Below are 26473 nucleotides of genomic sequence, written 5' to 3' on the forward strand. Positions count from 1 at the left end.
TTGGTGTATCTGGCCCAGGATCCGACCTTGCAGGACTTCGGCAAGGACACCTGGTGGCTGGTCCTGATCAAGATCGTGGCGGCGTTCGTCTTCGCGGTCCTGGCGACGCTGCTCGGTGTCTGGTTCGAGCGCCGGGTGGTGGCCCGGATGGCGCAGCGGCCCGGCCTGAACCAGATCGGCCCGTTCGGTCTGCTCCAGACCCTCGCCGACGGCCTCAAGATGGCCTTCAAGGAGGACATCCTGCCCCGGGCGGCCGACAAGGTCGTCTACTTCTTCGCGCCGACCATCTCGGTGATCTGCGCGGTGACCGCGCTGTCGGTGGTGCCGTTCGGCCCGATGGTGAGCATCTTCGGCGAGCGGACGCCGCTCCAGGTCACCGACGTCTCGGTCGCCGTACTGGTGCTGCTGGCCTGCTCCTCGATGGGCGTCTACGGCATCGTGCTCGGCGGCTGGGCCTCCGGCTCGACGTACCCGCTGCTCGGCGGGCTGCGCTCCACCGCCCAGATGATCTCGTACGAGGTGGCGATGGGTCTCTCCATCGTCGCGGTCTTCATGACCGCCGGCACGATGTCGACCAGCGGCATCGTCAGCGCCCAGGCCGACGGCACCCGGCTCAACCTCTTCGGCGTGGTCGACCTGCCCGCACCGGGCTGGTACGCGATCCTGCTGCTGCCGAGCTTCATCATCTTCTTCATCTCCACCGTCGGTGAGACCAACCGGGCGCCGTTCGACCTGCCCGAGGCGGAGTCGGAGCTGGTCGCCGGCTACATGACGGAGTACAGCTCGCTGAAGTTCGCGCTCTTCATGCTCAGCGAGTACGTCGCCATGGTGACGATGTCGGCGGTCACCACGACGCTCTTCCTCGGCGGTTGGCGGGCTCCCTGGCCGATCACGCTCTGGGAGGGCGCGAACTCCGGCTGGTGGCCGCTGCTCTGGTTCATGGGCAAGGTCATCGGTCTGGTCTTCATCTTCATCTGGCTGCGCGGCACGCTGCCCCGGCTCCGCTACGACCAGTTCATGCGGCTGGGCTGGAAGGTGCTGCTGCCGATCAACCTGGTCTGGATCCTGGTCCTGGCCGGCATCCGCACCCTCCAGAAGGAGGACCTCGGCGACTCCACCCGCTATTCGGTGATCGCCGGTGCGGTACTGGTCGTCCTGCTGGTGACGCTCCTCTGGCCGAGCAAGAAGCGGCCGCCGCAGCGCACCCTCCAGGAGAAGGTCAACCGGCGGCCCGCCGGCAGCTTCCCGCTGCCGCCGATGGATCTCCAGGTGCCACCGAGCCCCCGGATGAGACGGACGGTCGCCGAGCGGGAGCCGGCGAACGTGGGAGCCGGACAGCCGGCGGGAGCCGGACAGCCGGTCGACGCCGGACACGACGAGAAGGAGGTGTGACGTGGGCGCGATCACCGGATCGTTCAAGGGTTTCGGGGTCACCTTCTCGCACATGTTCAAGAAGGTCGTCACCACCGACTACCCGTTCAAGCCGCCGGTCTCGGCTCCGCGCTACCACGGGCGGCACATCCTCAACCGGCACCCGGACGGGCTGGAGAAGTGCATCGGCTGCGAGCTGTGCGCCTGGGCCTGCCCGGCCGACGCGATCTACGTCGAGGGTGGCGACAACACCGAGGAGCAGCGCTTCTCGCCGGGTGAGCGGTACGCCAGCACGTACCAGATCAACTACGCCCGCTGCATCTTCTGCGGGCTCTGCATCGAGGCCTGCCCGACCCGTTCGCTGACCATGAGCAACGAGTACGAGCTGGCCCGGGACAACCGGCAGGACCTGATCTTCACCAAGGAGCAGCTGCTGGCGCCGCTGCTGCCGGGGATGGAGCAGCCGCCGCACCCGATGCGGCTCGGTGACACCGAGAAGGACTACTACGTCGGCGCGCTGACCAACCCGGGCACCTCGGCCGGCGCGGAGCGGGCGCCCTGGTCCGAGACCGGCACGGTCGACGGCTCCGGTACGACGGGAGAACAGCCGTGACGACATCAGCGGTGCTCGCCGCCGCCGGTGGGGTGACCGGCGGGGAACAGGTGACCTTCTGGATCCTGGCCCCGGTCGCCCTGATCGGCGCGATCGGCACGGTCTGGGCGCGCAACGCGGTGCACTCCGCGCTCTGGCTGGTGCTGACCATGCTCTGCCTGGGCGTCTTCTACGTGCTCCAGTCAGGGCCGTTCATCGGCATGGTGCAGATCATCGTCTACACCGGCGCCATCATGATGCTCTTCCTCTTCGTGCTGATGCTGGTCGGCCGGGACGCCTCGGACTCGCTGATCGAGACGTTGCGCGGCCAGCGGATCGCCGCGATCCTGCTCGGCCTCGGCTTCGGCGCGCTGCTCGCCAGCGGGATGTGGCGGGCACTCGGCCAGGCGGACGCGGCCGGCCTGGAGCAGGCCAACGCGAACGGCAACGTGCAGGGCATCGCCGCGCTGCTCTTCACCAGGTACGTCTTCGCCTTCGAGGTCACCTCGGCGCTGCTGATCACCGCGGCGGTCGGCGCGATGGTGCTGGCCCACGTCGAGCGGCGCCGTGAGGACCGGATGGACCAGATCGCCACGATGAAGGCCCGGTTCCGCCCCGGCAACTACCCGGGACCGAAGCCCGGCCCCGGCGTGTACGCCACCTCGTCCTCGGTCGCCACCCCGGCCCGGCTGCCGGACGGCGGGCTGACCGAGCGGAGCGTTCCGCAGATCCTGCCGCAGCGCGAACTCTCCGCCGAGGAGAGGGCGCTGAAGGGGACGGAGAAATAAGATGTCGGACTTCCTGTCGGTGTCGCCGAACCACTACCTCATCCTCGCCTGCCTGCTCTTCACGGTCGGCGCGGTCGGGGTGCTGATCCGGCGCAACGCGATCGTCCTCTTCATGTGCATCGAGCTGATGCTCAACGCGGCCAACCTCGCGCTGGTCACGTTCAGCCGGATCAACGGCGACCTGAACGGTCAGATCATGGCGTTCTTCGTCATGGTGGTGGCCGCCGCCGAGGTCGTGGTCGGACTGGCCATCATCATGACGATCTTCCGGACTCGACGCTCGGCGAGCGTCGACGACGCCAACCTGTTGAAGTACTAAGAGGGGCCCACCAGTGGAACATTCTGTGGAGTACGCCCACGCCACGGGGTTGCTGGGCAGCGTGTGGCTGCTGGTGGCCATCCCGCTGGTCAGCGCGGCGATCCTCCTGCTGCTCGGCCGGCGTGCCGACCGGTGGGGGCACTGGCTCGGCGTGGCCAGCGTCGGCGCCATCTTCGTGCTCGGTCTGACCTACTTCTTCTCGCTGCGGGGCCTTGCGAACCGCTCGGTCGAACTGAGCCTCTGGGATTTCATCGCGGTCGGTGACCTGCACGTCGACTTCGGACTGCTCTTCGACCCGCTGGCCGCGGTCTTCGTACTGCTGATCACCGGCGTGGGCTTCCTGATCCACGTGTACGCGGTCGGCTACATGGCGCACGACGCCGGCCGGCGGAAGTTCTTCGGCTACTTCAACCTCTTCGTCGCGGCGATGTTGCTGCTGGTACTCGGCAACAACTACGTGATGCTCTACGTCGGCTGGGAGGGCGTCGGTCTGGCGTCGTACCTGCTGATCTCGTTCTGGACCGACCGGCCGAGCGCGGCCACCGCCGGCAAGAAGGCGTTCCTGATGAACCGGGTCGGCGACGCCGGCCTGGCGATCGCGATCTTCATCATGTTCGCCACCCTCGGCAGCACCCAGTACGTCGACGTCTTCAACGGCGCCGGGGCGCTCGCCGGTGGCACGGTGCTGGCGATCGGCCTGCTGCTGCTGCTCGGCGCGACCGGCAAGTCCGGCCAGTTCCCGCTCCAGGCCTGGCTGCCGGACGCGATGGAGGGCCCGACCCCGGTCTCCGCGCTGATCCACGCCGCCACGATGGTGACCGCCGGCGTCTACCTGATCGCCCGGTCCAACCCGATCTTCTCGCTCGACCCGACGTTGCAGACCGTGGTGGTCAGCGTCGGCGCGCTCACCCTGCTGATGGGCTGCATCATCGGTGCGGCGAAGGACGACATCAAGCGGGTCCTGGCCTGGTCGACGGTGAGCCAGATCGGCTACATGTTCCTCGGCGTCGGGCTCGGCGGCGGGGCGTACGCGCTGGCCATCATCCACCTGCTCGCGCACGGCTTCTTCAAGGCCAACATGTTCCTCGGGGCCGGCTCGGTGATGCACGGCATGAAGGACCAGGTCGACATCCGCCGGTTCGGCGGGCTGTCGAAGTACATGAAGATCACCTGGATCACGTTCGGGCTCGGCTGGCTGGCGATCATCGGCATGTGGCCGTTCTCCGGCTTCTTCACCAAGGAGCCGATCATCGTCGAGGCGTTCGCCCGCGACGACTGGACCGCCTGGCTCTACGGCGGTGCCGCGCTGCTCGGCGCCGGGCTGACCGCCTTCTACATGACCCGGCTCTTCGTGCTCACCTTCCACGGGCCGAAGCGCTGGACGGAGGACATCGAGCACCCGCACGAGTCGCCGCCGGTGATGACCGTGCCGCTGATCCTGCTCGGTCTCGGCTCGGTGGTCGCCGGTGGCCTGATGGCGACCCCGGTCGCCGACTGGCTGACCCCGGTCCTCGGGCACGGCGAGCACCACGAGCCGGTGCTCTCGCACACCGTGATCACCGTGCTCTCGCTCGGCCTGACCGTGCTCGGCGCCGGCCTCGCCTGGCTGCTGTTCCGCAACGGCACCGCGCTCGCGGAGCAGCCGGCCGGCCCGGTGGTCCGGGCGGCCCGGCGCAACCTCTACACCGACGCGTTCAACGAGGCGGTCTTCGAGAAGCCGGGCATCTTCCTCACCCGGGCACTGGTCTTCCTGGACAACCGGGGCATCGACGGGCTGGTCAACGCGCTCGCCGCCGCGGTCGGCGGTGGATCGGGCCGGTTGCGCCGGCTCCAGACCGGCTACGTCCGGTCGTACGCGATGTCCATCATGACCGGCGCGGTACTGGTGGTGGCGGCGTTCCTGGCGGTCCAACTGGGGTGGTTCGCGTGATCCACCACAACGCACCGGTCGCACCGAACCGGCCGGGCGACCTCGACCGGCCGGGCACTGACGACGGAGGTAAGGCCGAATAATGTCCGACTTCCCCTTCCTCTCGGTGCTCACCGTCGCGCCGCTGGTCGGCGCGCTGGTGGTGGTCTTCCTGCCGGCCAGCCGTGGCGAGCTGGCCAAGCGGATCGCCCTCGGCTGGTCGCTGGCCGTGCTGGTGCTCTCCGTCTTCATGTGGATCGCCTTCGAAGCCGGCGGCGACCGGCTCCAGCTCCGCGAGTCGTACTCGTGGATCCCGCGCTGGGGGGTGAACTTCACCTTCGCCGCCGACGGCATCGCGCTGGTCATGCTGATGCTGATCGCCCTGCTGGTACCGCTGGTGATCCTCGCCTCCTGGCACGACGCGGAGAAGTCGAAGCGCTCCGTGCCGGTCTACTTCGCGCTGCTGCTCTTCCTCGAGTGCACGATGATCGGCGTCTTCGCCGCCGCCGACGTCTTCCTCTTCTACGTGTTCTTCGAGGTCATGCTCGTCCCGATGTACTTCCTGATCGGCAGCTACGGCGGCCACCAGCGGCAGTACGCGGCGGTGAAGTTCTTCCTCTACTCGCTGGTCGGCGGGCTCTTCATGCTCGCCGCGGTGATCGGGCTCTGGGTGGTCGGCGGCAAGACCTTCGACTGGCAGGCGCTGACCCAGGTGGACATCTCCACCGGCACCGAGCGTTGGCTCTTCCTCGGCTTCTTCCTCGCCTTCGCGATCAAGGCGCCGTTCTTCCCGTTCCACACCTGGCTGCCGGACGCCGGTGGCGCCGCGCCGGCCGGAGCCGCCGCACTGCTGGTCGGGGTACTCGACAAGGTCGGCACCTTCGGCATCCTGCGGTACTGCCTGCCGCTCTTCCCCGAGGCGTCGAAGTGGTTCGCCCCGTACGCGATCGCGCTGGCGCTGATCGGGATCATCTACGCGGCGCTGCTGGCGGTCGGGCAGAACGACCTGAAGCGGCTCGTCTCCTACACCTCGATCGCGCACTTCGGCTTCATCGGCGTCGGGCTCTTCGCCTTCACCACCCAGGCCGGCACCGGCGCGGTGCTCTACATGGTCAACCACGGCCTCGCCACCGGCCTGCTCTTCCTGGTGGTCGGCATGCTGGTCGCCCGGCGGGGCTCCGCGCTGATCACCGACTTCGGTGGCGCCGGCAAGCTGGTACCGCTGCTCGCCGGGGTGTTCTTCTTCGCCGGTCTCGCCTCGCTGGCGCTGCCCGGCACGGCACCGTTCATCTCCGAGTTCCTGGTGCTGATCGGCACCTACACGGTGAACAAGCCGGTCGCGATCATCGCCACCGTCGGGATCATCCTGGCCGCCGCGTACGTGCTCTGGATGATCCAGCGGACCACCCAGGGCACGCTGAACCCGGCGCTGTCCGGGGTGGAGGGGATGCGGCGGGACCTGTCGGTGCGGGAGAAGGTCGTGGTCGCCCCGCTGATCGCGTTGCTGCTGCTGCTCGGCTTCTACCCGAAGCCGGTCACCGACGTCATCAACCCCGCCGTCCAGGCCACCATGGAGCAGGACCTCGGCAAGCAGGACCCGGCGCCGACGGTGGGCACCGTCCAGGAGGCACACCGGTGAGCCGGCTGCCAGTCGCGTACGTAAGGAAGGTCCGATAATGGATCTCAAGCTGCCGGACATCGACTACGCGGCTCTGGCACCGATCCTGGTGCTGTTCGGAGCCTCCGTGCTCGGCATCCTGGTCGAGGCGTTCGTACCCCGGAAGAGCCGGCACCTGACCCAGCTCGTCCTCGGCCTGCTGGCCGTGACCGGCGCGCTGGTCGCGGTGGTGCTCAACGCGCACGACCGGCTGGTCACCGCCGGCTCGGCGGTCGCGGTCGACGGCCCGACGCTCTTCCTCCAGGGCTCGATCCTGGTGCTCGCCGGGATGGCGCTGCTGCTGATCGGCGAGCGCACGGTGCAGCGCGGCGGCGCGTTCGCGGCGCACGCCGCGATTCCGGTCGGGTCGCCGGAGGACCATCGGCAGGCCGCCGACTCCGAGGGTGCGACGGAGGTCTACCCGCTGACCCTCTTCGCCGTCTCCGGCATGCTGCTCTTCGTCGCCGCGAACGACCTGCTGACGATGTTCATCGCGCTGGAGGCGTTCTCGCTGCCGCTCTACCTGCTCTGCGCGCTGGCCCGGCGCCGGCGGCTGCTGAGCCAGGAGGCGGCGCTGAAGTACTTCCTGCTCGGCTCGTACGCCTCGGCGTTCTTCCTCTTCGGCATGGCGCTGATCTACGGCTTCACCGTCGGTGCCGGCGGCACCGGCTCCGGTGGCGGGGTCGACTTCGGCACCATCCGGACCGCGGTCACCGACTCGGCCGCCAGCGAGGTACTGCTCTTCGGTGGGCTCGCGCTGCTCTCCATCGGGTTGCTGTTCAAGATCGCGGCGGCGCCGTTCCACGTCTGGACCCCGGACGTCTACCAGGGCGCCCCGACCCCGATCACCGGCTTCATGGCCGCCTGCACCAAGGTCGCCGCGTTCGGCGGTCTGCTCCGGGTGCTGCACGTGGCGTTCTCCGGTGCGAGTTGGGACTTCACCCCGGTACTCGGCGTCATCGCGGTACTGACCATGCTGGTCGGGGCGGTCCTCGCGGTCACCCAGACCGACATCAAGCGGCTGCTCGCGTACTCCTCGGTGGCGAACGCCGGCTACCTGCTGGTCGGTGCCCTGGTGCTCTCCAGGGACGGACTGTCCAGCACGATGTTCTACCTCGTCGCGTACGGCTTCACGGTGCTCGCCGCGTTCGGCGTGGTGACGCTGGTCCGGGACTCGGACGGCGAGGCGACCCACCTGTCCCGGTGGGCCGGGCTGGGCCGGCGCTCGCCGCTCTATGCCGGGATCTTCACCTTCCTGCTGCTCGCCTTCGCCGGTATCCCGGCGACCAGCGGTTTCACCAGCAAGTTCGCGGTCTTCGGGGCGGCTCTCGACGCCGGCCAGGTCTGGCTGGTGATCGCGGGCGTGCTGACCAGCATGATCCTCGCCTTCCCGTACCTGCGGGTGGTGGTGCTGATGTGGCTCTCCGAGCCGGGCGAGTCGACTCCGACGGTGTCGCTGCCGGGCGGGCTGACCGCTGCGGCCCTGATGATCGGGGTCGTCGCCACGCTGGTCCTGGGGGTCGCGCCGGCACCACTGCTGGATCTCGCCAACGGCGCCGCCGAATTCGTCCGATGACCGGTGACCCCCACGCCCCTTCCGAGGTCGACCGCCCCCGACCAGGGGTTGGCCGGCGGGTGTGGCATGGTTGAAGGCGTGGGGGGAACGGCTGGCGGCATGGCGGCCCTCGGGCTCGACACGATCGGGCTCGAGTTCGCGGATGCCCGCGTGGAAGCATCGGTGGCCAGTGTGCTGGCCAGGGTGGAGTCGGAGCTGCGCGACAACGTCGCCAGCGCCGACCCGATGGTGGACGAGGCGGCCCGGCACCTGATGGATGCCGGCGGCAAGCGGTTCCGGCCCCTGCTGGTGGCGCTCGGCGCCCAGTTCGGTGATCCGGTCGCGCCGCACGTCGTACCGGCGGCGGTGGTGATAGAACTCACTCACCTCGCCACGCTCTACCACGACGACGTGATGGACGAGGCGCCGGTGCGCCGGGGTGCGCCGAGTGCGAACTCCCGCTGGGGCAACTCGGTGGCGATCCTGGTCGGCGACTATCTCTTCGCCCGGGCCGCGGACCTCGCCGCCGACCTCGGCACCGAGGCGGTCCGGTTGCAGGCCCGGACGTTCGCCCGGCTGGTGCACGGGCAGATCGCCGAGACCGTCGGCCCGCGCGACGCCGACCCGGTGGCGCACTACCTGCACGTGATCGCCGAGAAGACCGGTTCCCTGATCGCCACCTCGGCCCGGTTCGGCGGCATGTTCGGCGGCGCCCCGGCCGCACACATCGAGGCGCTGGCCGGTTACGGCGAGACCATCGGGGTCGCCTTTCAGCTCTCCGACGACCTGCTCGACATCTCCTCCGAGTCGGTGCAGTCCGGCAAGACTCCCGGCACCGACCTGCGGGAGGGCGTGCCGACCCTGCCGGTGCTCTACGCGCTCGGCACGGACGACGGCGACGCCGCCTCGGTACGCCTGCGGGAGATTCTCGCGCTCGGCCCGATCACCGACGACGCGCTGCATGCCGAGGCGCTCGGTCTGCTCCGCGAGTCCCCGGCGCTGAAGCGGGCCCGGGAGACGGTCCGCAGCTATGCCGAGGAGGCCCGCTCCTGCCTCGCCCCGCTGCCCGACAGCGCACCCCGGCAGGCCCTTGAGTCGCTCTGCGACTTCATCGCCGACCGCACCGGCTGAGGACGCCGATTCCCTGGCTTCAGGGCGCCGCTCTCCGGCTCGGGACGCGGTCCCGGGGTGCGAGGCACCGGCGGCCCGGTTCCGCGGGCTCAGGCGACGGCGGAGCCCGTACCGCCAGGTTCCCGGGGTTCGGTGGAAATCCGGCCCGGCCGGCGCTGCCGGGGCACCCGGACCGGCCTGGCCGGCGGTGGGACCGTGCCGTCCGCCCGGCGGCGGAGACTGGCCAGCAGCATCCGCCGGCCGGCCAGCATCAGCGCGGCGGCGAGCAGCATCGCCGCCGCCGCGACCAGCCACATCGTCGGGTACCCGAGGTGCTCGGCGAGGGTGCCGAGGCTGAGCGGGCCGAGGCAGCCGCCGGCGTACACCCCGGTCTGGGTGATCGAGGTGGCGGTGGTCGGCGCCTGCGGATGCAGCCGGACCACCGCGAAGTTGAGCAGCCCGGGCCAGGCCCAGCCGAGGCCGAAGGCGAGCACCACGCCGACGACCAGCGCCTGCGGGGCGGCCAGGTGCAGCAGGCCCAGCCCGCCCGCACCGACCACCAGCATCGCGGCGACGGTGTTGAGGTGTCCGCCGGAGCGGCGGTCGGCCAGCGCTCCCATCAGGATCCGGGAGAGCAGGCAGACGGCGCCGCCCAGGGTCAGCACCAGCCCGGCGAGCCCCGGCGAGAGGCCCCGGGCCGCGGCCGAGTCGACCAGGAAGGTGCCGAGGGCGTTCGCGGCCCCGGCGGCCAGGGTGCCGGCCACGCCGAGGACGACCAGCGGCCCGTTCGCCCGGCCGCCGCGCCCCCGTGCCGGGTCCGCCGCCCGCCCCGCGCCGACGGGTACGACCGGCAGGATGGCCAGCGCCAGTACGGCGGCGGCGACGAACGCCCAGCGCCAGCCGACGGTCAGCGCCAGGGCCGGTACGGCGGCTCCGGCCAGCAGCGTTCCGGCCGGGATGGCGGCCTGCTTCACCCCGAAGGAGAGTCCCTGCCGGCCCGGCGGCACCCGGTGCGCCAGCGTGGCGTTGCTGGCCATCTGGCCGAGCGGGTTGGCCAGGGCGACCACCGCCAGCAGGGCGACCAGCACCGGATAGGAGCGGGCCACGGCGGCGACCGCCAGCATGGCCGCCGCGACCAGCAGCAGGCTGGCCCGGGCGACCATGGTCGGGCCGTACCGCTCGACGAGGGCGCCGGACGGGACGGAGGCGAGCGCGCTCACCCCGAAGTAGACGGCGACGGCCAGCCCCAGGCCGGCGGGGGAGAAGTCCAGCTCGGCGCCGAGTTGGACGGCGAGCCCGCCGATCAGGAAGACCGGCAGTACCCCGGCGACCGTGATGACAGTGGCGGCGAGCACCGTACGGGTCGGCCGGTCGAACGTTGCGTCCTGTGGGGTGTCATCGGTTAGATCGGCCATTTGGGACGAGCCTACGCGAGCCGCCCGTACGAACCGATCGTGTCGGTGGCTGTACGCACGGTCGCCGTAGATCTGGCATCCTCAATCCGATCGGGCATTTCGCAGGCGCCCGGTTTTTCATATTCTGTAAGTCCCCGGCGGCGGAGGTGGTTGTGCGCGACCCCTTGGCGGAACCTTCGGACCTGATCCGCAGCGTGTCGCGTGCCCTGCGCGTGCTCGAAGCGGTCGGACGGGCACCGAAGGGCCTGACCGTGAAACAGATTGCCCGGCGTTGCGAGTTGACTGTGGCCACCACGTACCACCTGGTGCGCACACTCGCCTACGAGGGCTACGTGATCAGGCGGGAAGACGGCACGTACATCGTCGGATTGGAGGTGGCGGACCGGTACCGCGAGCTGGTCACCGCGTTCCGTGGACCGCCGGCGGTGGGCGAGTCGCTGCGTCGGGCCGCCTCGGACACCGGCTACAGCCACTACCTGGGGCGGTTCGTCGGCGGGCAGGTGGCGATCACCGCGCTCGCCGAGGGGCCCCGGTCGCCGTACCTGGAGGACCTGGTCCCCGGCTTCGACGAGGGCGCCCACGCCACCGCGCTCGGCAAGGCGCTGCTGGCCACCCTCACCCCGGAGCAGCGCTTCCGCTATCTGCGCGAGTACGGGATGCGGCCGTTCACCTCGGCCACCCTGGTCGCCGCCGACGCGTTCGAGGCGGACCTGGCGGCCGGTGACCGGCGCGGCATGCACCTGGAGCTGGGCCAGTTCCGGCACGGTGTCGCCTGTGCGGCCGTGCTGGTCACCCCGGACAAGGACATGGAACGCCGGGTGGTGCTCGCCTGCGCGCTGCCGGCCGCCGAGATGATGACCTCGGCCCGGGTGGTCCGGGCCAAGCTGCTGGCGGTGGCCCGCGCCGTCGCCGACGGCCTCGCCACCGAGACCTGACCCGGTCCCCGAACCGGAACGTGGTCTCCTGCTGCCCCGGGAGGGGGAGCAGGAGACCACGGCGGAGTCGACCGCGGGTCGCGGCGGTCAGCTTCCGACGACGTCGCCGTCGAGGCGCCAGGTGACCACCACGCCGGGCTTGGCGAAGTCGCCGTCCGGCCAGTTCGACGCCGGGTTCGCCAGCGACGCCCCGGACAGCTCGCCCGGGTGCTGCACGGCGACGAAGACCGAGCGGTTGTCGGTGGTGATGAACGGCCCGCAGGTCTCCGCGCCGAGCGGCACGGTGAGGAACTGCTTGAGGTGGCCCCGCTCCGGACCCTCGACGGCGGTGGCGAAGAGCCCGTCGTTGCTGCCCAGCGCGTTGCCGTCGGTGGAGATCCAGAGGTTGCCGGAGCCGTCGAACGCCACGTTGTCCGGGCAGGAGATCGGGGAGACCTTGCTCTTGTCGTAGCCGGCGAAGTACGTCGACGCGTCCGCCGGGTCGCCGCAGACGATCGGCACCGACCAGGCGAACGTCTCCGAGGTGTTGTCGTTCCGGTCCTCGACCAGCTCCAGTACGTGCCCGTGCTTGTTGTTGCCGCGCGGGTTCGCCTCGTCGGCGGCCGGGTTGGTCCCGACGCCCCGGTTGGTGTTGTTGGTCAACGCCACGTACACCTTGCCGGTGAGCTGGCTCGGCTCGACGTCCTCCGGACGGTCCATCTTGGTCGCGCCGACCGCGTCACCGGCGAGCCGGGTGAAGGTGAGCACGTCGGCGGCGGTCATGCCGGGGACGTACGAGGTGTTGCCCCGGACCAGCTTGATCCACCTGCCCCGGCCGTTGAACGCACCGTCGGCCGGCAGCCTGCCCGAGCCGTCGATCTCACCGGCGCTGGTCTGGTCGAGCTTGGCGACGTAGAGGGTGCCGGACTCCAGCAGGGTCAGGTTGTGCTCCCGGGCGGTCCAGGAGTCGCCCTTCTTGAACTTCTTCTCCGAGACGAACTTGTAGAGATAGTCGAACCGCTCGTCGTCGCCCATGTACGCCACGACCCGGCCGTCCCCGGCCACGATGACGTTCGCGCCCTCGTGCTTGAACCGGCCCAGCGCGGTGTGCTTGCGCGGCCTCGACTCCGGGTCGAACGGGTCCACCTCGACGACCCAGCCGAACCGGTGCGCCTCGTTCGGGTGCTTCGCCAGGTCGAACCGCTCGTCGGCGCGCTCCCACTTCCGGCTGTCGGACGGATAGCGGGCGGTGGTGCTGATGCCGTACCGGGCCAGTTTCGGCTTCAGCGTCTCCGGCGCGGCGTCGGCGCCCACGAAGTACTGGTTGAAGTTCTCCTCGCCGGAGAGCACCGTGCCCCACGGCGTGATCCCACCGGCGCAGTTGTTCAGGGTGCCGATCGCGGTCCGCCCCGACGGGTCCGCCGCGGTCCTCAGCCAGGCCGACCCGGCCGCCGGGCCGGTGAAGTCGAACTTCGTCGTGTGCGCGGTGATCCGCCGGTTGTACTTCAGCCGGCCCTCGCGGACCGGCTTCCACTCGCCGGTCCCGCCGACCCGCTCCAGCTCCACCACCGAGAGCCCGTGCGCGGCCATCGCCACCCGGATCTGCTCGACGCTCATCGCGTCGAAGGTGGTGAAGTTCGGGAACATCAGGTTCTCGTTGGTGTACTCGTGGTTCACCACCAGCAGCGCCCGCTCGCCCCTGCGGTCCAGCGGGAGTACCCCGACGAAGTCGTTGTTGTAGCCGAACTGCTGCGACTGCCGGGCCGCCGTCTGCCGGTGCACGTCCAGGCCGGGCGCGCCGGGGAGCACCGGGTCGCCCCAGCGGATCACCACGGAGTGGTCGTACCCGTTCGGCACCACCAGGCTGTCGAGCTTGTTCGGCGGGATCGGCTTGAAGGTGAGCGCCGCGTTGCCGGGCCGCCGGGCCGGGGTGAAGCTCTGCACCTCCGGCAGGGTCGCGCCGGCCCCGTCCCGGGGGGCGGCCGCCGCCGGGGAGCCGGCGAGCGCGCCGGCCGCGGCGCCGCCGAAACCGAGTACCAGCGCGCCGACCGCGCCGGCCCGGACGACGCCACGCCGGCTCACCCCGGCCTGGACCACGTCACCGAAGTACGGGTTGTCGGACTCGTTCGGCACCGGGTGCGCACACGCGTTTCCACAGCGGTATATGCAGGTCATGGCGTCACGCCCGCCGTGGCCCGCCGGGCCGAGCAGGGGAAGCGGCCGGGGTCGCTCGGTCATGGAGATGGAGCCTCCTCGTGTCAGGGATGCGCGCCCTTGACGCCTCGGGTAATGCGTACGGGGACGCGTGCCTGCCGGACGCTAGGAGTACGCCGTGAGCGGCATCCGGCAGTCGGATGAACCGCCGGTGAACACCTCCAGGCAGCGGCCCGTTCCGCAGGGCCGCCGCCCGTCGGGCCGAAGCCGGGTGGGCTTCGCCACCGCCGTTGAACCGTCCGGCCACCGGATGCGTGAATCCAGGAGCCGGGGTCGGTCGGAGCCCAGCGGGCGGGAGGCGACGAGCCATCAGCGACCAGGACGCCGAACTGCTGCGCGCCATGCACGACGAACACGCTGACGCGCTGCTCGCGCACGCCCTGCGACTGACCGACGGCGATCGGCAGCGCGCCGAGGACCTGGTGCAGGAGACACTGCTGCGGGCGTGGCGGCATCCGGAGGCGCTCGACCCGGACCGGGGTTCGGTGCGGGCCTGGCTCTTCACCATCGCCCGCAACCTCGCCATCGACGCCTGGCGGCGGCGCAGCGCCCGGGTCGGCGAGGTGATCACCGACGATCTGCCCGAGCCGCCGCAGGGGGTCGACGAGGCGGACCGGGCGGTGGAGGCCTGGACGGTGGCGGAGGCGCTCAACCGACTCTCGCCGCCGCACCGGGAGGTGCTGGTGGAGTGCTTCTACCGGGGCCGGTCGGTGACCGAGGCGGCGGCCCGGCTGGGCGTACCGCCGGGGACGGTGAAGTCGCGGACGCACTACGCGCTGCGGTCGCTGCGGCTGGTACTGGCGGAGATGGGGGTGACCGGGTGACGAATTGCGAGTACGCCCACGACGACGGGGCGTACGTGCTGGGCGCCCTGTCTCCCGCCGAGCGGGCCGGGTACGAACGGCACCTGGCCGGCTGCCCGACCTGCCGGGAGGCGGTCGCCGAACTCGCCGTACTGCCGGGACTGCTGGGGCGACTCGATCCGGCCGGGCTGGAGGAGATCGCCCCGGTGCCGAGCGCCGGTGAACGGCTGCCGAAGCTGCTCGACGAGGCCCGGGCCCGCCGGCACCGGGAGCGGCGCCGCGGCCGGCTCCGCACCGGCGGGTTCGCCCTGGTCGCCGCCGCCCTGGCCGCCGTGCTCGGCTTCGGCGTCGCCGTACCCGTGATCGGCGGTGGGAAGACCGGCACCGACGTCGAGGTGCGGATGGTCGCGATGCAGCCGGTACACGGCAACGTGCCGGTCAGCGCCGAGATCGGCTTCGACGGTAACCGGTGGGGCACCGCGGTCACGATGCGTTGCCAGTACGCGAAGACCCGGGACTACACGAAGGCGTACACGTTCCGGCTGGTGGCGCACGGCCCGAACGGCGAGACGGAGCAGATCGGGTCCTGGCTCGCCGCCCCCGGCGACGACGCCACCTTCACCGGCGTCACCCGGTTCACCAGGTCCGAGCTGATCCGCCTGGAACTCCTCCGGTACGACAACACCCCGCTGCTCGCCTACGACGTGCCGTAGCGCCGGTCGACTGTGGAACGTCGACAGGGTCTTTGGTCCCGGGACCCGGGCGGGTCGTTGGTCCCGGGCATTGGGGCGCTCGGGCCCGGGTGCGGCGGCGCCGCAGCGAGCAGAGTGATGGGTGTCAGGACAAGGGTCGACCTCGGAGGTCACGATGACCACCCGCCACTCCATCCGCCCGATCACCACTGTGCTGGAGCGGGCCGACTCGCCCGGCGCGATGTTGAGCAGGACCGGCGCCAAGGCGCTCGCCGTGCTGCGCATCTCGACCGGCTTCGTCTTTCTCTGGGCCTTCCTGGACAAGACCTTCGGCCTCGGCTACTCGACGCCGGGCGAGCGAGCCTGGATCAACGGCGGCTCGCCGACCGAGGGCTTCCTCTCGCACGTCTCGGTGGGACCGTTCGAGTCGGTCGCGCACAGCATCGCCGGGACCTGGTGGGCGAACTGGCTCTTCATGCTCGGCATGCTCGGCGTCGGCGTCGCGTTGATCGCCGGCATCGGCCTGCGGGCCGCCGCCGCCTCGGGCGCACTCATCATGGTGCTGATGTGGTTCGCGGAGTTCCCCCTCGCCCAGCACAACAGCGCCGGTGAGCCGACCGGCTCCACCAACCCGTTCATGGACTACCACCTGGTCTACGCCCTCGTGCTGGTCGTGCTGGCCGCGACGTACGCCGGGCACACCTGGGGGCTGGGCCGGATGTGGGCGCGACTGCCCTTCGTGCAGCGCCACCGCTGGATGATCTGACCCGATCCGGGTCGCCCGGCGGCGGCCCACAACCCCCCACCCGTCTCGCGGACCGTCCCCCCACCGGTCCGCGAGACCGGTTATTTCGTGATCCCGTAGCGTCTGGCTCGCCATAGCCGGCCAGGCGCTACGGGATCACGAGGTCGCCGCGTTGCCGGCGTTGGGCAGGCTCAGCGGGGGCGGTCGACGCGGCCCTCGGTCCAGATGGGTTCGTCGGTCTCGACGACCCGGCCGTCGGCGCCGAAGAGCAGGTAGCGGTCGGTGTGCGCGGCGAACCAGCGGTCGTGGGTGACCGTGAGGACCGTGCCGGCGAAGCCCTCCAGGCCGCGTTGCAGCGCGTCGGCGCTGGCCAGGTCGAGGTTGTCGGTCGGCTCGTCGAGCAGCAGCAGGGTCGCCCCGGCCAGTTCGAGCAGCAGGATCTGCAACCGGGCCTGCTCGCCGCCGGAGAGGCTCTGGAACGGCTGGTCCCGGGCGGGTGCGATCTCGTAGCGGGCCAGTGCCGCCATCGCGTCGTTGCGGAGCAGGGCATGCTCGGTCATCAGGATCTCGGCGGGGGTGCGGCCGTACAGGTCGGGGCGGGCGTGGGTCTGGGCGAAGAGCCCGGGTACGACCCGGGCACCGAGCCGTACCTCACCCCGGTGCGGCACCTGCTCGGCCCCGGACAGCAGCCGGAGGAACTGGGACTTGCCGGAGCCGTTGGAGCCGAGTACGGCGACGCGCTCGCCGTACCAGATCTCCAGGTCGAAGGGGCGCATCAGGCCGGTCAGTTCGAGTTGCCGGCAGACGAGGGCCTGTTTACCGGTACGTCCGCCGCGCAGCCGGATCCGCACGTTCTGCTCCTTCGGCGGTCGGGTCGGCGGACCGGCGGACTCGAACCGGGCCAGTCGGCTCCGTGCCGCCCGGTACGCCGAGGCGAGCGCGTCGTTGCGGGCCGCGCCCTGCCGGGCGAGGTGCACCAGGTGCCGGAGCCGGGCGTGCTCGGACTCCCAGATTCGGCGGCGTTCGTCGAGCCGGTCGATCCGGTCCTGCCGGGCCGCCGGATAGCTGGCGAAGCTTCCGCCGTGCACCCAGACCTGCCGGTCCTCGACGGTGACGATCCGGTCGGCCGCCTCGGCGAGCAGTTGCCGGTCGTGCGAGACCAGCAGCACCGTCTTGGTGCTGGCCCGGAGCTGCCGCTCCAGCCACTGCTTGCCCGGTACGTCGAGGTAGTTGTCGGGCTCGTCGAGCAGCAGCAGCCGGTCGGGGCCGCGCAGCAGGGCCTCCAGCACGAGTCGCTTCTGTTCGCCGCCGGAGAGGGTGTTCACGTCCCGCCCGGCGGCCCGCTCGTACGGCAGCCCGAGCGCCGCCGTGGTCACCGCCTCCCAGACGACTTCGAGGTCGTAGCCGCCGGCCTCGACGTACTCGGTGACGGCGTGCGCGTAGCGGAGTTGGGCCGGTTCGTCGTCGCGTTCCCGCAGTGCGCGCTCGGCCCCGGCGCGTTCGGCGGCGGCCCGCCGGATCCGGTCGGGCGCCACCGACAGCAGCAGGTCGCCGACGCTGCGGTGGTCGCGGATCGTGCCGATGAACTGGCGCATCACGCCGAGCCCGCCGGTGGTGACGATCTCGCCGGCGGTCGGGGCCAGATCGCCGGCGATCAGCCGGAGCAGGGTGGTCTTGCCGGCGCCGTTCGGCCCGACGAGTGCGGCGGTGACCCCGTCGGCGACCCGGAACGACACGTCGTCGAGGAGCGGGCGCCCGTCCGGCAGCCGGTGGTGCAGGTGTCGGATCTCGACGTGTGCCACGGGGACCTCCCGACCGGGCCTCTAGACCAACGTTCTAGAGTCTAGAACAACGTTCTAGAGCCGGAACGCCGGACTAGACTCCGGTCATGGCAGGAGTGTGGTTGCGACCTCCGCGTTCCCCGGGCCGCAGCGGGCCGCCGCTGCACCGGGACCGGATCGTCGGTGCGGCGATCGAACTGCTCGACCGAGAGGGCGTCGGCGGGCTCACCATGCGCCGGCTGGCCGAGCGGCTCGGCGCCGGCTCCACCACGCTCTACTGGCACGTCACCAACAAGGACGACGTACTCGACCTGGCTCTGGACCAGATCTTCGGCGAGGTCGCCCTCCCCGAACCGCCGACAACCCGGCGGGACTGGCGGGGCGACGTCGAGACACTGCTGCTCGGCTGGCGGGCCGCGATGCTCCGGCACCCGTGGTCGGCGGCGCTGGTCGGCCGGCCGTTGCTCGGGCCGAACGTGCTGACCCGGACCGAGTTCCTCCAGACCGCGCTGCGCCGGGCCGGGCTGGTGGAGCCGGACCTGAGCGCCGCCACGCACGCGCTGGCCAACTACGTCATCGGGGCCGCCGTCACGCTCTCGTCGTGGCAACGACTCGACGATCCCGAGTCGCGGCAGGCCGCCCGGGCGCACCTCGCCGCCCAACGGGAGCGCTATCCCACCCTGGTCGAGACCGGGCACCTGGACGACCGGGACGAGGACGACACCTTCCGGCGCGGCCTGGCGTACCTGCTCGACGGCCTCCCCACCGACCGCGGCCGCCGGTCAGCGGCGGGGGACCGCCGGTCCGGGACGGTCAGCGGCGGCGGAGCTTCTGGCGCAACCGGGCGGTGACCCGGCCGGGGGTGACCGGCACGACCGAGATCATCAGGCGGCCGGACTCGTCCCGGACCGGGGTGAGCAGGCAGAGCCGGGCGCCCCGGCGGCGTACCAGCGGCACCGCCCGGTCCAGCCTCGGCGCCCGCAGCGCCGCCGCGCCACCCGCACCCGCCGCACTGTGCGCGCCCAGCGCCCGCCCGGGGTCGAAGGGGCCGGCCTGGGCCGAGACGATCCGGCGCCGGCCGGTCGGGCCGGTGCCGGCGAGCAGGTCGGCGGCGCGGAACCTGATCCGTACGCTGCTGCCCGCCTCGCCGCTGGCGAGCAGCACCGTCTCGGCCCGGACCTCCTCCGCGCTCACCGACAGGGGATCGGCACCGTGCCCCGCCAGGTCCGGCAGCGGCGAGTACGCGGTGATCGTCAACACCCGCTCGCCCCGCTCGTCGTGCTCCCAGCCGAAACCGGTGGCGTCGAGCTTCGCCGGCCACTCCGGCACCGCCGTCACGTCGAAGCAGGAGTCCGGCAGGCCACGCGCCGGGTCCCGGAACCCCGGGTACGCCGCATACCGCCGGACGCCCTCGACCACCGTGGCCGGCACACCGACCTCGGCGTCCCGCCGGATCACCGCGAGCAGGTCGTCGAGGCTGCCGTGCCGGGTCAACGCGAACCGGATCCGGGTCTCCGCCCCCAACTGGTCGGCGATTTCCCCGCTCAGGTGCTCCGCCACCAGCCGCCCGACGCCGTCGTGCACCGCCTGCTGGCTTTCCCGGTCGAGCCGGAGCAGGTCGTCCTCGACCAGTTTGGCGACCTCGTGGTCGAACCGGCGCACCATGATCGCGTCGCGCCGCTTGCCCGGCTCGATCAGGTCGGCCACGAACGCCAGGTTCGCCTCGACGGTACGCAGCCGCTCCAGGTGCCGGCTCAGATAGGTGATGTTGGTGGCACCGAACCGGCGTACGGCGTAGTAGAACTCGTAGTCGGCCAGCACCGAGATGCGCCGGGCCCGGTAGCACGCCTCCAGGGTGAACGGCAGGTCGCTGGCGATCCGCAGCTCCTCGCGGTAGCGGATGCCGTACCGGTCGAGCAGTTCCCGGCGGAACAGTTTGGTGTTGGCCAGCGAGCGCGGCAGCGGTGAGTCGAAGAGGTCCACGTCGACGGCGTTGCGGGCGAAGATGTCCTGGTAGATGTGCCGGCTGTTGACCCCGACCACCTTGCCGAGCAGCACGTCCGACTCCCAGGCGTCGGCGGCGGTGACCAGCCGTTCCAGTGCCTCGGGGCCGAGGTGGTCGTCGGCGCCGACGAAGAAGACGTACCGGCCGGTGGCGGCGTCGAGACCCCGGTTGCACGGGCCGGCCGGCCCGCCCGAGTTCGGCTGGTGGATGACGGTGAAGGTGCCGGGATAGCGGGCGGCGTACCGGTCCAGCTCGGCGCCGCTGCGGTCGGTCGAGCCGTCGTCGACCGCGACGACCTGCATCCGGGACAGCCCGATGGTCTGCCGGACCAGCGAGTCCAGGCACCGGGTCAGATAGGGCATGGTGTTGTAGACCGGCACCACCACGCTGACGTCCGGCGTGCTCATCGGTGCGTCGCCCTCCATTCTCCGCAGGTTCACCCGCCCGATTCCCCGAATTCACCAATTCGATTTCCGGGCCCCGGACGAATTGACGGCGAGTGTACGTCACCGACCCGCCCCGGCACTCCGCCACCGTTGTTCATCCGGTGTTCACCCAATTCGCCGAAGCCCTGCCTGGCGGCTCCGACATCGGTCGGTCGGATACCGCCCGACCAATGTACGCGCATTCTCCGCCTTAAATTAACCCGCGCACCCGGTACGGCCAATAACGTTCACGTCCGGTATTGCCCGACAGGAATCCCCCCGACGAGTTAGCGGGTCTTCATGTCCTCCACACCTGACGTCAGCGTCGTGATCCCCACCCGCGGTCGGCCGGACCTGGTGACCCGCGCGGTCCGCAGCGTACTGGCGCAGACCGTGACCGATCTCGAAATCGTCGTCGTGGTCGACGGCCCGGACGAGGAGACCCGGCAAGCGCTGGCGGCCTTCGGCGACGACCGGCTCCGGGTGGTGGCGCTGCCCTCTTCGGCTGGGGCGCCGAACGCCCGCAACGTCGGCGTCGGCGCGGCGCGGGCCCGCTGGACGGCCCTGCTCGACGACGACGACGAGTGGCTGCCGACCAAGCTCGCCGTGCAGTTGGACCTGGCGGAGAGCGCCCGGGTGGCGATGCCGATCGTCGCCTGCCGGCTGCGCAACCGGACGCCCCGGGCCGAGTTCGTGATGCCGCGCCGGCTGCCGGCGGTCGGCGAGCCGCTGACCGAGTACCTCACCGTCCGGCGCGGGCTGTTCCACGGCGACGGCTTCATCCAGACCTCGACCATCCTGGCCCCGACCGAGCTGCTGCGCCGGGTGCCGTTCACCGTCGGGCTGCGCCGCCTCCAGGAACTCGACTGGACGTTCCGGGCGCTCGGCCACGCCGATGTCGGCCTCGTCTACGCCGCCGAGCCGCTGGTGATCTGGCACCAGGACGAGGACCGTCCCCGGATCACCTTCGACACCGACTGGGCGGAGCAGTTCGAGTGGCTGCAACGGATTCGGCCGCTGCTCACCCGTCGGGCGTACGCTGCGCTCACGATGAGCGTGATCAGCTCGATGGCGGCACCGACCCGGAGCGCGACGGCGTTCCGTACCCTGCTGGCCGAGGCGCGCCGGCACGGGCAGCCGGGATTCTTCGACTACCTGGCGTTCGGGCAGATCTGGCTGGTCCCGCCGCAGCTCCGGCGTACCCTGCGGGACCGGATCCTGCGCCGGCCCGGTGCCGGCCGCACGGCCGCGCCGACCCGGCCCGCTCCGGCCGCCACCACGGATGCCCGGCGGCCGGTCGGCCCGGCCCGGCGGGTCTCCGGCGACTCCGGCCGGCCAAGCGAGATCGGCGCGTGAGCGCCCCGCTCCCGTCCGCCGGGCCAGGTGCGGCGCCCACCGTGGTGATCTGGCGCAGTGGGCTGCTCGCCGGCTCCGAGACGTTCATCCGCAACCAGGGTCTCGCGCTGCCCCGCTGGCAGCCGAGATTCCTCGGCGCCACCCGGGTCGGCTCGCCGCTGGCCGCCGACACCGACGTGATCGCCTATCCGGACGGCGGCCGGGACCGCCGGGCCTTCCTCCGGCTCCGGCTGACCGGCGAGTCGCCGAGGCTGCGGCGGCTGCTGGCCGAGCTGCGCCCGGCGGTGGTGCACGCGCACTTCGGCAACGACGGTTGGCTGATCAGCCGGACGGCCGGGCAGCTCGGGGTACCGCTGGTGGTGACCGTGCACGGCTACGACGTGACGCGGCAGCCGCACGCGCCCGGCCTGCGCGGCATCCGGTACCGGCGCAACCTGCGCCAGGCGTTCGACCGGGCCGCACTGATCCTGGCGGTCAGCGGGTTCATCCGGGAGAGGGCGATCGCGGCCGGCGCGCACCCGGCGAAGGTCCGGGTGCACCACACCGGGGTACCGATCCCGGCCGAGGTGCCGGACGTGCCGAAGCGGTGGGACGTCGCCTTCGTCGGCCGGTTCGTCGAGAAGAAGGGCGTCGACGACCTCGTCGAGGCGCTCGGCACCCTGCACGACCGGCGGCCCCGGGTGCTGCTGATCGGCTCCGGGCCGCTGGAGTGGCCGGTCCGGGAGCGGGCCGCCGCCCTCGGCCTGGACGCGACGTTCCTGGGCGCGCAGGAGCCGTCCGCGGTCGCCCGTCACCTGGCGGAGTCGAAGGTCTTCGTCTCGCCGTCCCGGACGGCCCCGGACGGGGACGCCGAGGGGCTGCCGACGACGATCCTGGAGGCGGCGAGCCTGGGGCTGCCGACGGTCTCGACCTATCACAGCGGGATCCCGGAGGCGGTGCTGCCCGGCGAGACGGGCCTGCTCGGCCCGGAGGGGGACCGGGCGGCCCTGGCCGGCAACATCCGGCAGCTCCTGGCCGACGACGACCTGCGGACCCGGCTCGGCGCGCGGGCCCGCCGGCACGTGGCCGAGCACTTCGACCTGCACCGGCAGACCCGGCTGCTCGAGGAGCTGTACGAGTCGGTGGCGGTCGGTCGTACCACCGCACCGGCCACGGCAGCGTCCCGCGACCCGGCCTGACGGGCGGGGCGCCCGACGCGGTCAGCGGGCGGCGGTCGCCGCCGCCGGCTCCGGGGTGGCGGCCAGCAGCGCGGTACGGGACCGCCGGACGTTCCGGATCGCGTCCGCCGTGAAGACCACCAGGGCCAGCCAGACCAGCGCGAAACCGGCCAGCCGGGCCGGTGGCATCGGCTCGTGGAAGACGAGTACGCCGAAACCGAGCTGGAGGATCGGCGCCAGGTACTGCAACATGCCGAGCGCGGTCAGCGAGAGCCGGTTCGCCGCACCCGCGAACATCAGCAGCGGGATGGCGGTGGCCGCACCGGCCAGCATCAGCAGGGCGGTGTGCCCGGCGGAGACCTGACCGAAGCTGGACTCGGAGTGCCAGGTGAGCCAGCCCAGATAGCCGAGTGCCGGCAGGGTGAGCGCCGCCGACTCGATGAACATCCCCTCGGCGGCGGGCAGCCCGAGCCGCTTCTTCACCAGGCTGTAGCTGCCGAAGCTCGCCGCCAGGGTGAGCGCCAGGTAGGGCAGCCGGCCGTAGTCGAGGGTCAGTACCGCCACCGCGACGCCGCCGATGCCGAGTGCCACCCACTGGGCGACCCGCAGCCGCTCGCGCAGCACGGCTACCCCGAGCAGGACGACGACCAGCGGGTTGATGAAGTAGCCGAGCGCGGTCTCGACGACCCGTTCCGAGTTGACGCCGTAGATGTAGGCGCCCCAGTTGACCGCGATCAGCGCGGCGGCGAGCCCGATCCCGGCGAGCTTGCCCGGGCGGTGCCGCAGCTCGCGCAGGAAACCCCAGTTGCGGGCCACCGCGAGCAGCAGCGCCACGAAGACCACCGACCAGACCACCCGGTGGGCCAGGATCTCGACCGGCCCGGCCGGCTCCAGCAGCCGGATGTAGAGCGGGAAGAAACCCCACATGGTGTAGGCGCCGAGGCCGTAGAGGTATCCGCGCCGTACCTGGTTCATCGCTCCACCGTAAGGGGCAGATCGGGATCGGAGCCCTTTCCCGTGAGCGGTCTCACCGGATCCGGTACCGTCCCGTGGCCCGCACCGAGCCGGTTACCGCCACCGGCGCAGAACTCGTATCCGTCGACGTCTCCTGTCGTGGTCAGCACCCTGCGACGCTATCCCCGCCCGGCCCGGCCGCTCCGAACCAATTCCCGACCAGTGGTTGGTGTCGGTGCGGGTCGACGACCGGCCGGTGCCGGGGCGGGGTGAACGGCTCAGTCGCGGTCCAGCAGCAGGCCGAGCAGCCAGGTGACCACGCTCACGAAGAGCGCGCCGAGCACCGCCGCCGGCCAGAACCCGTCGACGTCGAACGGCAGGCCGAGTGCACCGGCGATGGCGCTGGTGAGCATGAACAGCAGCGCGTTCACCACCAGCGCGATCAGGCCGAGCGTGAGCAGGTAGAGCCCGCAGCCGAGGGTCTTGATGATCGGCTGGAGCACGCCGTTGACCACCCCGAAGATGACCGCCACCAGCACCAGCGTGATCACCGCCTCGCCGATCGAGTCGGTACCCAGGGTGATCCCCGGGATGAGCAGCGTGGCGAGCCAGAAGGCCAGGGCGGTGCTGCCGAGCCGGACGAGAAGACCTGTCAGGAAACCCATGCCCGCAGATGGTGCCACGTGATCCCAAAGCCGCCCAGATCAAATCCTGCCAGGACCGCGGCCGGGACCGCCCCGGCGGGCGCGGCTACCGGGCCGGCGGGCCGATCAGTTGGGCCTCGATCGGGGTGGCCGAGAGCAGCGCCCAGCGCAGCACCCGACGGTTGATCACCCCGACCATGTCGGCCCGGATCCGGGTCAGCCAGTCCGCCGAGTCGCCCAGCCCGAGCGCCACGCCGGCCAACTGCGCCTCGTGCGGACGCAGCGGCTGCAACACCACCAGGTCGGCCCGGGAGACGGCGTCGACGTCGACCGGGGCGAGTTCGTCGCGTACGACAAGGCTGGTCTGCCAACCCGGCCCCGGCTGCGAGTCGGCGGCCACCGGGCCGACGTCGACCACCACCAGCAGCGGGTGCAGTTGGGTGCCGGGCGGGCCACCCACCGGCCGCCCCGGCGGGATCATCGCGATCGGCGAACCCGGCCCACTGGCACCACGGACGAACGGCTCCCAGGCGCGCGGCCGGGCCGTCTGCACCACGATCCGGGCGCCGAGCGCCATCGCCCGCAGCGCGATGAGCTGCGCCGCGCGTACGCCGCCGATCAGGACCACCCGGGTGGTCTCGGCCCGGAACAGCCGGGCGACCACCGCCGCGCCGTGCCGGTTGGCGCCGAGCATCAACCCGGCCAGACCGATCGGCAGGTCGAGCGAGTCCACGGAGGAGGACGGCAGGGTGGTGGCCGGTGCCGGGGCGGTCGGGCCGGCGCCAAGCACCCCCAGCGGCAGGGTGGCGGCGACGCCGTCGAGCTGTTCGCCGTCCAGCCGCCGGGCCACGGCGTGCTCGGCGGAGAGCAGCCGGCGCAGCGCCTGGACGGCGGTACCGAGCGTCTGAGGGCTGTCGGCGGCCACCCGTACCGTGACGTCCACCCGGATGTTGTCGGTGCCGCCGCCCGCCCACGGCCCGGCGCTCACCGAGACCGTGGTCGCGGTCGCCGGCAGCGCCAGCAGCCGGGGCACGAACCGGCGGCCCGCCTCGGTCCGCAGGTCCGGCCAGCGGCGCAGCCGGAAAGTCGTCTGCAACAGGCCGCCCAGGCTGACACCCTGCCAGTTCTCCCGGGCCGGTTGCGCGCCGTCGTGGTGCACCGTCTCCGCGAGTACGCCGAGCGCGGCGCGTTCGCCGAGCACCCGGGTCGGCACCGGGGTGAGCCGGCGGCGCACCTTGCGTACGGCGCTGGAGAGCGCTCGGCGCAGGTCGTCGTCGGACCACCCGTCGGCGCGCAGCACCCGGACGGCGAGCAGGGCCCGCTCGTGCCCGAGCAGCCGCCCCTCGGTGAGCTGCCGGTACGACGTCGCCGGGGTGCCGCCACCGGCGCTAAGCGTCGGCGCCGGAGCGCCGGTGAGCACCAGTTGCACCCGCATCGGCGGGGTCTCCGCGCTGGCTGCCGGGAGCAGGCCGGCCGGGGAGAGCAGCGACTGCGGGCTGTCGGCGAGCATGCCGACCTGGTCACCGAGTTCGAGGACGGCGGTGAGGCCGTAGGCGTCGCTGACCATGCAGGCGGCGTCGCCGGCGAGGTCGACCGGCAGCACCACCGCGCCGGGGTTGACCAGGTCGAGCAGGGCCTCAGGCGGCGCGGCCTGCGGCAGTGTCCGCTGCCGCGAGGAGTAGCGCAGCCCGATGGCGATCCACTCGAACAGCCAGCGCCGACGCATCCGGAGCCAGGTCAGCACCACCAGGGCGACGGCGAGCAGCGCGGCCCCGGCGAGCAGCAGCGGGCCCTGGCTGGCGGCGGCGAGCACGAGGGCCAGCGCCACCTGGAGGGCCACGATCTGCCCGGCCCGTACGCCGAACAGGCCGGACCGGGACGGTGTGGACGATGCCGGCAGTGGCGCCGGTGGCGACCGGTCGATCCGGCTGCCCGGGGTGCCGGTGGGCCGGGTCCGGTTGTCTGCCGCAGTTAGCGTCACCGCGATAGCCTCCCCTGGATGGGCGTCGGCCGTGGGCCCGCCCCCCGCAATTCGCTCAGGGGCCTATCGTATGGGCCGGACCAACC

The 26473-nt window shown here is 71.8% G+C and carries 22 protein-coding genes; 15 read left to right on the forward strand and 7 right to left on the reverse strand.

Going from position 1 to position 26473, the window contains the following annotated elements; genetic code table 11:
* The 8 genes from nuoH (at position 1) to V1634_RS00620 (ending at position 9322) form a co-directional block, all read left to right on the forward strand.
* Positions 1-1392, forward strand: coding sequence for an NADH-quinone oxidoreductase subunit NuoH (gene nuoH, locus V1634_RS00585; protein ID WP_331206084.1), 1392 nt, complete (start codon positions 1-3; stop codon positions 1390-1392).
* A 1-nt stretch (position 1393) separates the two neighbouring features.
* On the forward strand, positions 1394-1984 hold the full coding sequence (gene nuoI / locus V1634_RS00590) for an NADH-quinone oxidoreductase subunit NuoI (RefSeq protein ID WP_331205743.1): 591 nt from the start codon (positions 1394-1396) through the stop codon (positions 1982-1984).
* Positions 1981-2751 (forward strand): NADH-quinone oxidoreductase subunit J, encoded by a 771-nt coding sequence (locus tag V1634_RS00595; RefSeq protein ID WP_331205744.1) that lies wholly within the window; start codon positions 1981-1983, stop codon positions 2749-2751. The genes nuoI and V1634_RS00595 overlap by 4 nt, the downstream gene beginning before the upstream one ends.
* Before the next feature lies 1 nt (position 2752).
* Positions 2753-3070 (forward strand): NADH-quinone oxidoreductase subunit NuoK, encoded by a 318-nt coding sequence (gene nuoK / locus V1634_RS00600; protein ID WP_199187664.1) that lies wholly within the window; start codon positions 2753-2755, stop codon positions 3068-3070.
* 13 nt (positions 3071-3083) lie between these two features.
* Positions 3084-5000: an NADH-quinone oxidoreductase subunit L gene (gene nuoL, locus V1634_RS00605; protein WP_331205745.1), complete on the forward strand. Its 1917-nt coding sequence runs from the start codon at positions 3084-3086 to the stop codon at positions 4998-5000.
* 82 nt (positions 5001-5082) lie between these two features.
* Positions 5083-6618: an NADH-quinone oxidoreductase subunit M gene (locus V1634_RS00610; RefSeq protein ID WP_107262171.1), complete on the forward strand. Its 1536-nt coding sequence runs from the start codon at positions 5083-5085 to the stop codon at positions 6616-6618.
* Between the two features lie 34 nt (positions 6619-6652).
* On the forward strand, positions 6653-8212 hold the full coding sequence (gene nuoN / locus V1634_RS00615) for an NADH-quinone oxidoreductase subunit NuoN (protein WP_331206085.1): 1560 nt from the start codon (positions 6653-6655) through the stop codon (positions 8210-8212).
* A 66-nt stretch (positions 8213-8278) separates the two neighbouring features.
* Entirely contained in the window at positions 8279-9322 is a 1044-nt protein-coding gene (locus V1634_RS00620) for a polyprenyl synthetase family protein (protein ID WP_407951685.1), read from the forward strand.
* A gap of 89 nt (positions 9323-9411) precedes the next feature.
* On the opposite strand, the gene V1634_RS00625 is transcribed toward V1634_RS00620, so the two are convergent.
* On the reverse strand, positions 9412-10716 hold the full coding sequence (locus V1634_RS00625) for an MFS transporter (protein ID WP_331205746.1): 1305 nt from the start codon (positions 10714-10716) through the stop codon (positions 9412-9414).
* A 152-nt stretch (positions 10717-10868) separates the two neighbouring features.
* On the opposite strand from V1634_RS00625, the gene V1634_RS00630 reads away from it, so the two are divergent.
* The gene (locus V1634_RS00630) at positions 10869-11651 is read left to right on the forward strand and encodes an IclR family transcriptional regulator (protein WP_107262179.1); all 783 of its coding nucleotides are present in this window, start codon (positions 10869-10871) and stop codon (positions 11649-11651) included.
* Between the two features lie 87 nt (positions 11652-11738).
* Here V1634_RS00630 and V1634_RS00635 read toward each other — a convergent pair whose 3' ends face one another.
* The gene (locus tag V1634_RS00635; RefSeq protein ID WP_331205747.1) at positions 11739-13868 is read right to left on the reverse strand and encodes a PhoX family protein; all 2130 of its coding nucleotides are present in this window, start codon (positions 13866-13868) and stop codon (positions 11739-11741) included.
* Positions 13869-14152: 284 nt separating this feature from the next.
* Between V1634_RS00635 and V1634_RS00640 the strand changes: the two genes are divergently transcribed.
* The 3 genes from V1634_RS00640 (at position 14153) to V1634_RS00650 (ending at position 16105) form a co-directional block, all read left to right on the forward strand.
* Positions 14153-14668 carry a sigma-70 family RNA polymerase sigma factor gene (locus V1634_RS00640; protein WP_331206087.1) on the forward strand — a complete coding sequence of 172 codons (516 nt, stop codon included), beginning with the start codon at positions 14153-14155 and terminating at the stop codon, positions 14666-14668.
* The gene (locus tag V1634_RS00645) at positions 14665-15360 is read left to right on the forward strand and encodes an anti-sigma factor family protein (RefSeq protein WP_331205748.1); all 696 of its coding nucleotides are present in this window, start codon (positions 14665-14667) and stop codon (positions 15358-15360) included. The genes V1634_RS00640 and V1634_RS00645 overlap by 4 nt, the downstream gene beginning before the upstream one ends.
* A 154-nt stretch (positions 15361-15514) precedes the next feature.
* The gene (locus tag V1634_RS00650; RefSeq protein ID WP_407951686.1) at positions 15515-16105 is read left to right on the forward strand and encodes a DoxX family membrane protein; all 591 of its coding nucleotides are present in this window, start codon (positions 15515-15517) and stop codon (positions 16103-16105) included.
* Between the two features lie 170 nt (positions 16106-16275).
* On the opposite strand, the gene V1634_RS00655 is transcribed toward V1634_RS00650, so the two are convergent.
* On the reverse strand, positions 16276-17886 hold the full coding sequence (locus V1634_RS00655) for an ABC-F family ATP-binding cassette domain-containing protein (protein WP_331205749.1): 1611 nt from the start codon (positions 17884-17886) through the stop codon (positions 16276-16278).
* 86 nt (positions 17887-17972) lie between these two features.
* Here V1634_RS00655 and V1634_RS00660 point away from each other — a divergent pair, with 86 nt between their 5' ends.
* Positions 17973-18716 carry a TetR/AcrR family transcriptional regulator gene (locus V1634_RS00660; RefSeq protein WP_331205750.1) on the forward strand — a complete coding sequence of 248 codons (744 nt, stop codon included), beginning with the start codon at positions 17973-17975 and terminating at the stop codon, positions 18714-18716.
* Here the strand turns inward: V1634_RS00660 and V1634_RS00665 are convergent.
* Positions 18679-20277, reverse strand: a complete 1599-nt coding sequence (locus tag V1634_RS00665; protein WP_331206089.1) for a glycosyltransferase family 2 protein — start codon at positions 20275-20277, stop codon at positions 18679-18681. The two genes, V1634_RS00660 and V1634_RS00665, sit on opposite strands and share 38 nt — an antisense overlap.
* Before the next feature lie 318 nt (positions 20278-20595).
* Here V1634_RS00665 and V1634_RS00670 point away from each other — a divergent pair, with 318 nt between their 5' ends.
* Both V1634_RS00670 and V1634_RS00675 read left to right on the forward strand, forming a co-directional pair.
* Positions 20596-21651: a glycosyltransferase family 2 protein gene (locus tag V1634_RS00670; RefSeq protein ID WP_331205751.1), complete on the forward strand. Its 1056-nt coding sequence runs from the start codon at positions 20596-20598 to the stop codon at positions 21649-21651.
* A complete protein-coding gene (locus V1634_RS00675) occupies positions 21648-22829 on the forward strand; it encodes a glycosyltransferase (protein ID WP_331205752.1) in 1182 nt (393 codons plus the stop codon). The genes V1634_RS00670 and V1634_RS00675 overlap by 4 nt, the downstream gene beginning before the upstream one ends.
* Before the next feature lie 21 nt (positions 22830-22850).
* On the opposite strand, the gene rarD is transcribed toward V1634_RS00675, so the two are convergent.
* From rarD to eccE, 3 genes are all read right to left on the reverse strand, one after another.
* Positions 22851-23783, reverse strand: coding sequence for an EamA family transporter RarD (gene rarD, locus V1634_RS00680; protein WP_331205753.1), 933 nt, complete (start codon positions 23781-23783; stop codon positions 22851-22853).
* 257 nt (positions 23784-24040) lie between these two features.
* Positions 24041-24427, reverse strand: a complete 387-nt coding sequence (locus V1634_RS00685; RefSeq protein WP_331205754.1) for a phage holin family protein — start codon at positions 24425-24427, stop codon at positions 24041-24043.
* Between the two features lie 85 nt (positions 24428-24512).
* Entirely contained in the window at positions 24513-26387 is a 1875-nt protein-coding gene (eccE, locus tag V1634_RS00690) for a type VII secretion protein EccE (RefSeq protein ID WP_331205755.1), read from the reverse strand.
* Positions 26388-26473: the final 86 nt, after the last annotated feature.

This window comes from Plantactinospora veratri (genome assembly GCF_036421995.1).
In the GTDB taxonomy this organism is placed as follows: Bacteria; Actinomycetota; Actinomycetes; order Mycobacteriales; family Micromonosporaceae; genus Plantactinospora; species Plantactinospora veratri.

Bases quoted from the DNA above. Each gene is read 5' to 3' on its own strand.
- V1634_RS00660 (WP_331205750.1), top strand. From the start codon at position 17,973: ATGGCAGGAGTGTGGTTGCGACCTCCGCGTTCCCCGGGCCGCAGCGGG.
- V1634_RS00650 (WP_407951686.1), top strand. From the start codon at position 15,515: ATGACCACCCGCCACTCCATCCGCCCGATCACCACTGTGCTGGAGCGG.
- V1634_RS00665 (WP_331206089.1), bottom strand. From the start codon at position 20,277: ATGAGCACGCCGGACGTCAGCGTGGTGGTGCCGGTCTACAACACCATG.
- V1634_RS00670 (WP_331205751.1), top strand. From the start codon at position 20,596: ATGTCCTCCACACCTGACGTCAGCGTCGTGATCCCCACCCGCGGTCGG.
- rarD (WP_331205753.1), bottom strand. From the start codon at position 23,783: ATGAACCAGGTACGGCGCGGATACCTCTACGGCCTCGGCGCCTACACC.
- V1634_RS00610 (WP_107262171.1), top strand. From the start codon at position 5,083: ATGTCCGACTTCCCCTTCCTCTCGGTGCTCACCGTCGCGCCGCTGGTC.
- V1634_RS00620 (WP_407951685.1), top strand. From the start codon at position 8,279: ATGGTTGAAGGCGTGGGGGGAACGGCTGGCGGCATGGCGGCCCTCGGG.
- V1634_RS00685 (WP_331205754.1), bottom strand. From the start codon at position 24,427: ATGGGTTTCCTGACAGGTCTTCTCGTCCGGCTCGGCAGCACCGCCCTG.
- V1634_RS00625 (WP_331205746.1), bottom strand. From the start codon at position 10,716: ATGGCCGATCTAACCGATGACACCCCACAGGACGCAACGTTCGACCGG.
- V1634_RS00635 (WP_331205747.1), bottom strand. From the start codon at position 13,868: ATGACCGAGCGACCCCGGCCGCTTCCCCTGCTCGGCCCGGCGGGCCAC.
- nuoK (WP_199187664.1), top strand. From the start codon at position 2,753: ATGTCGGACTTCCTGTCGGTGTCGCCGAACCACTACCTCATCCTCGCC.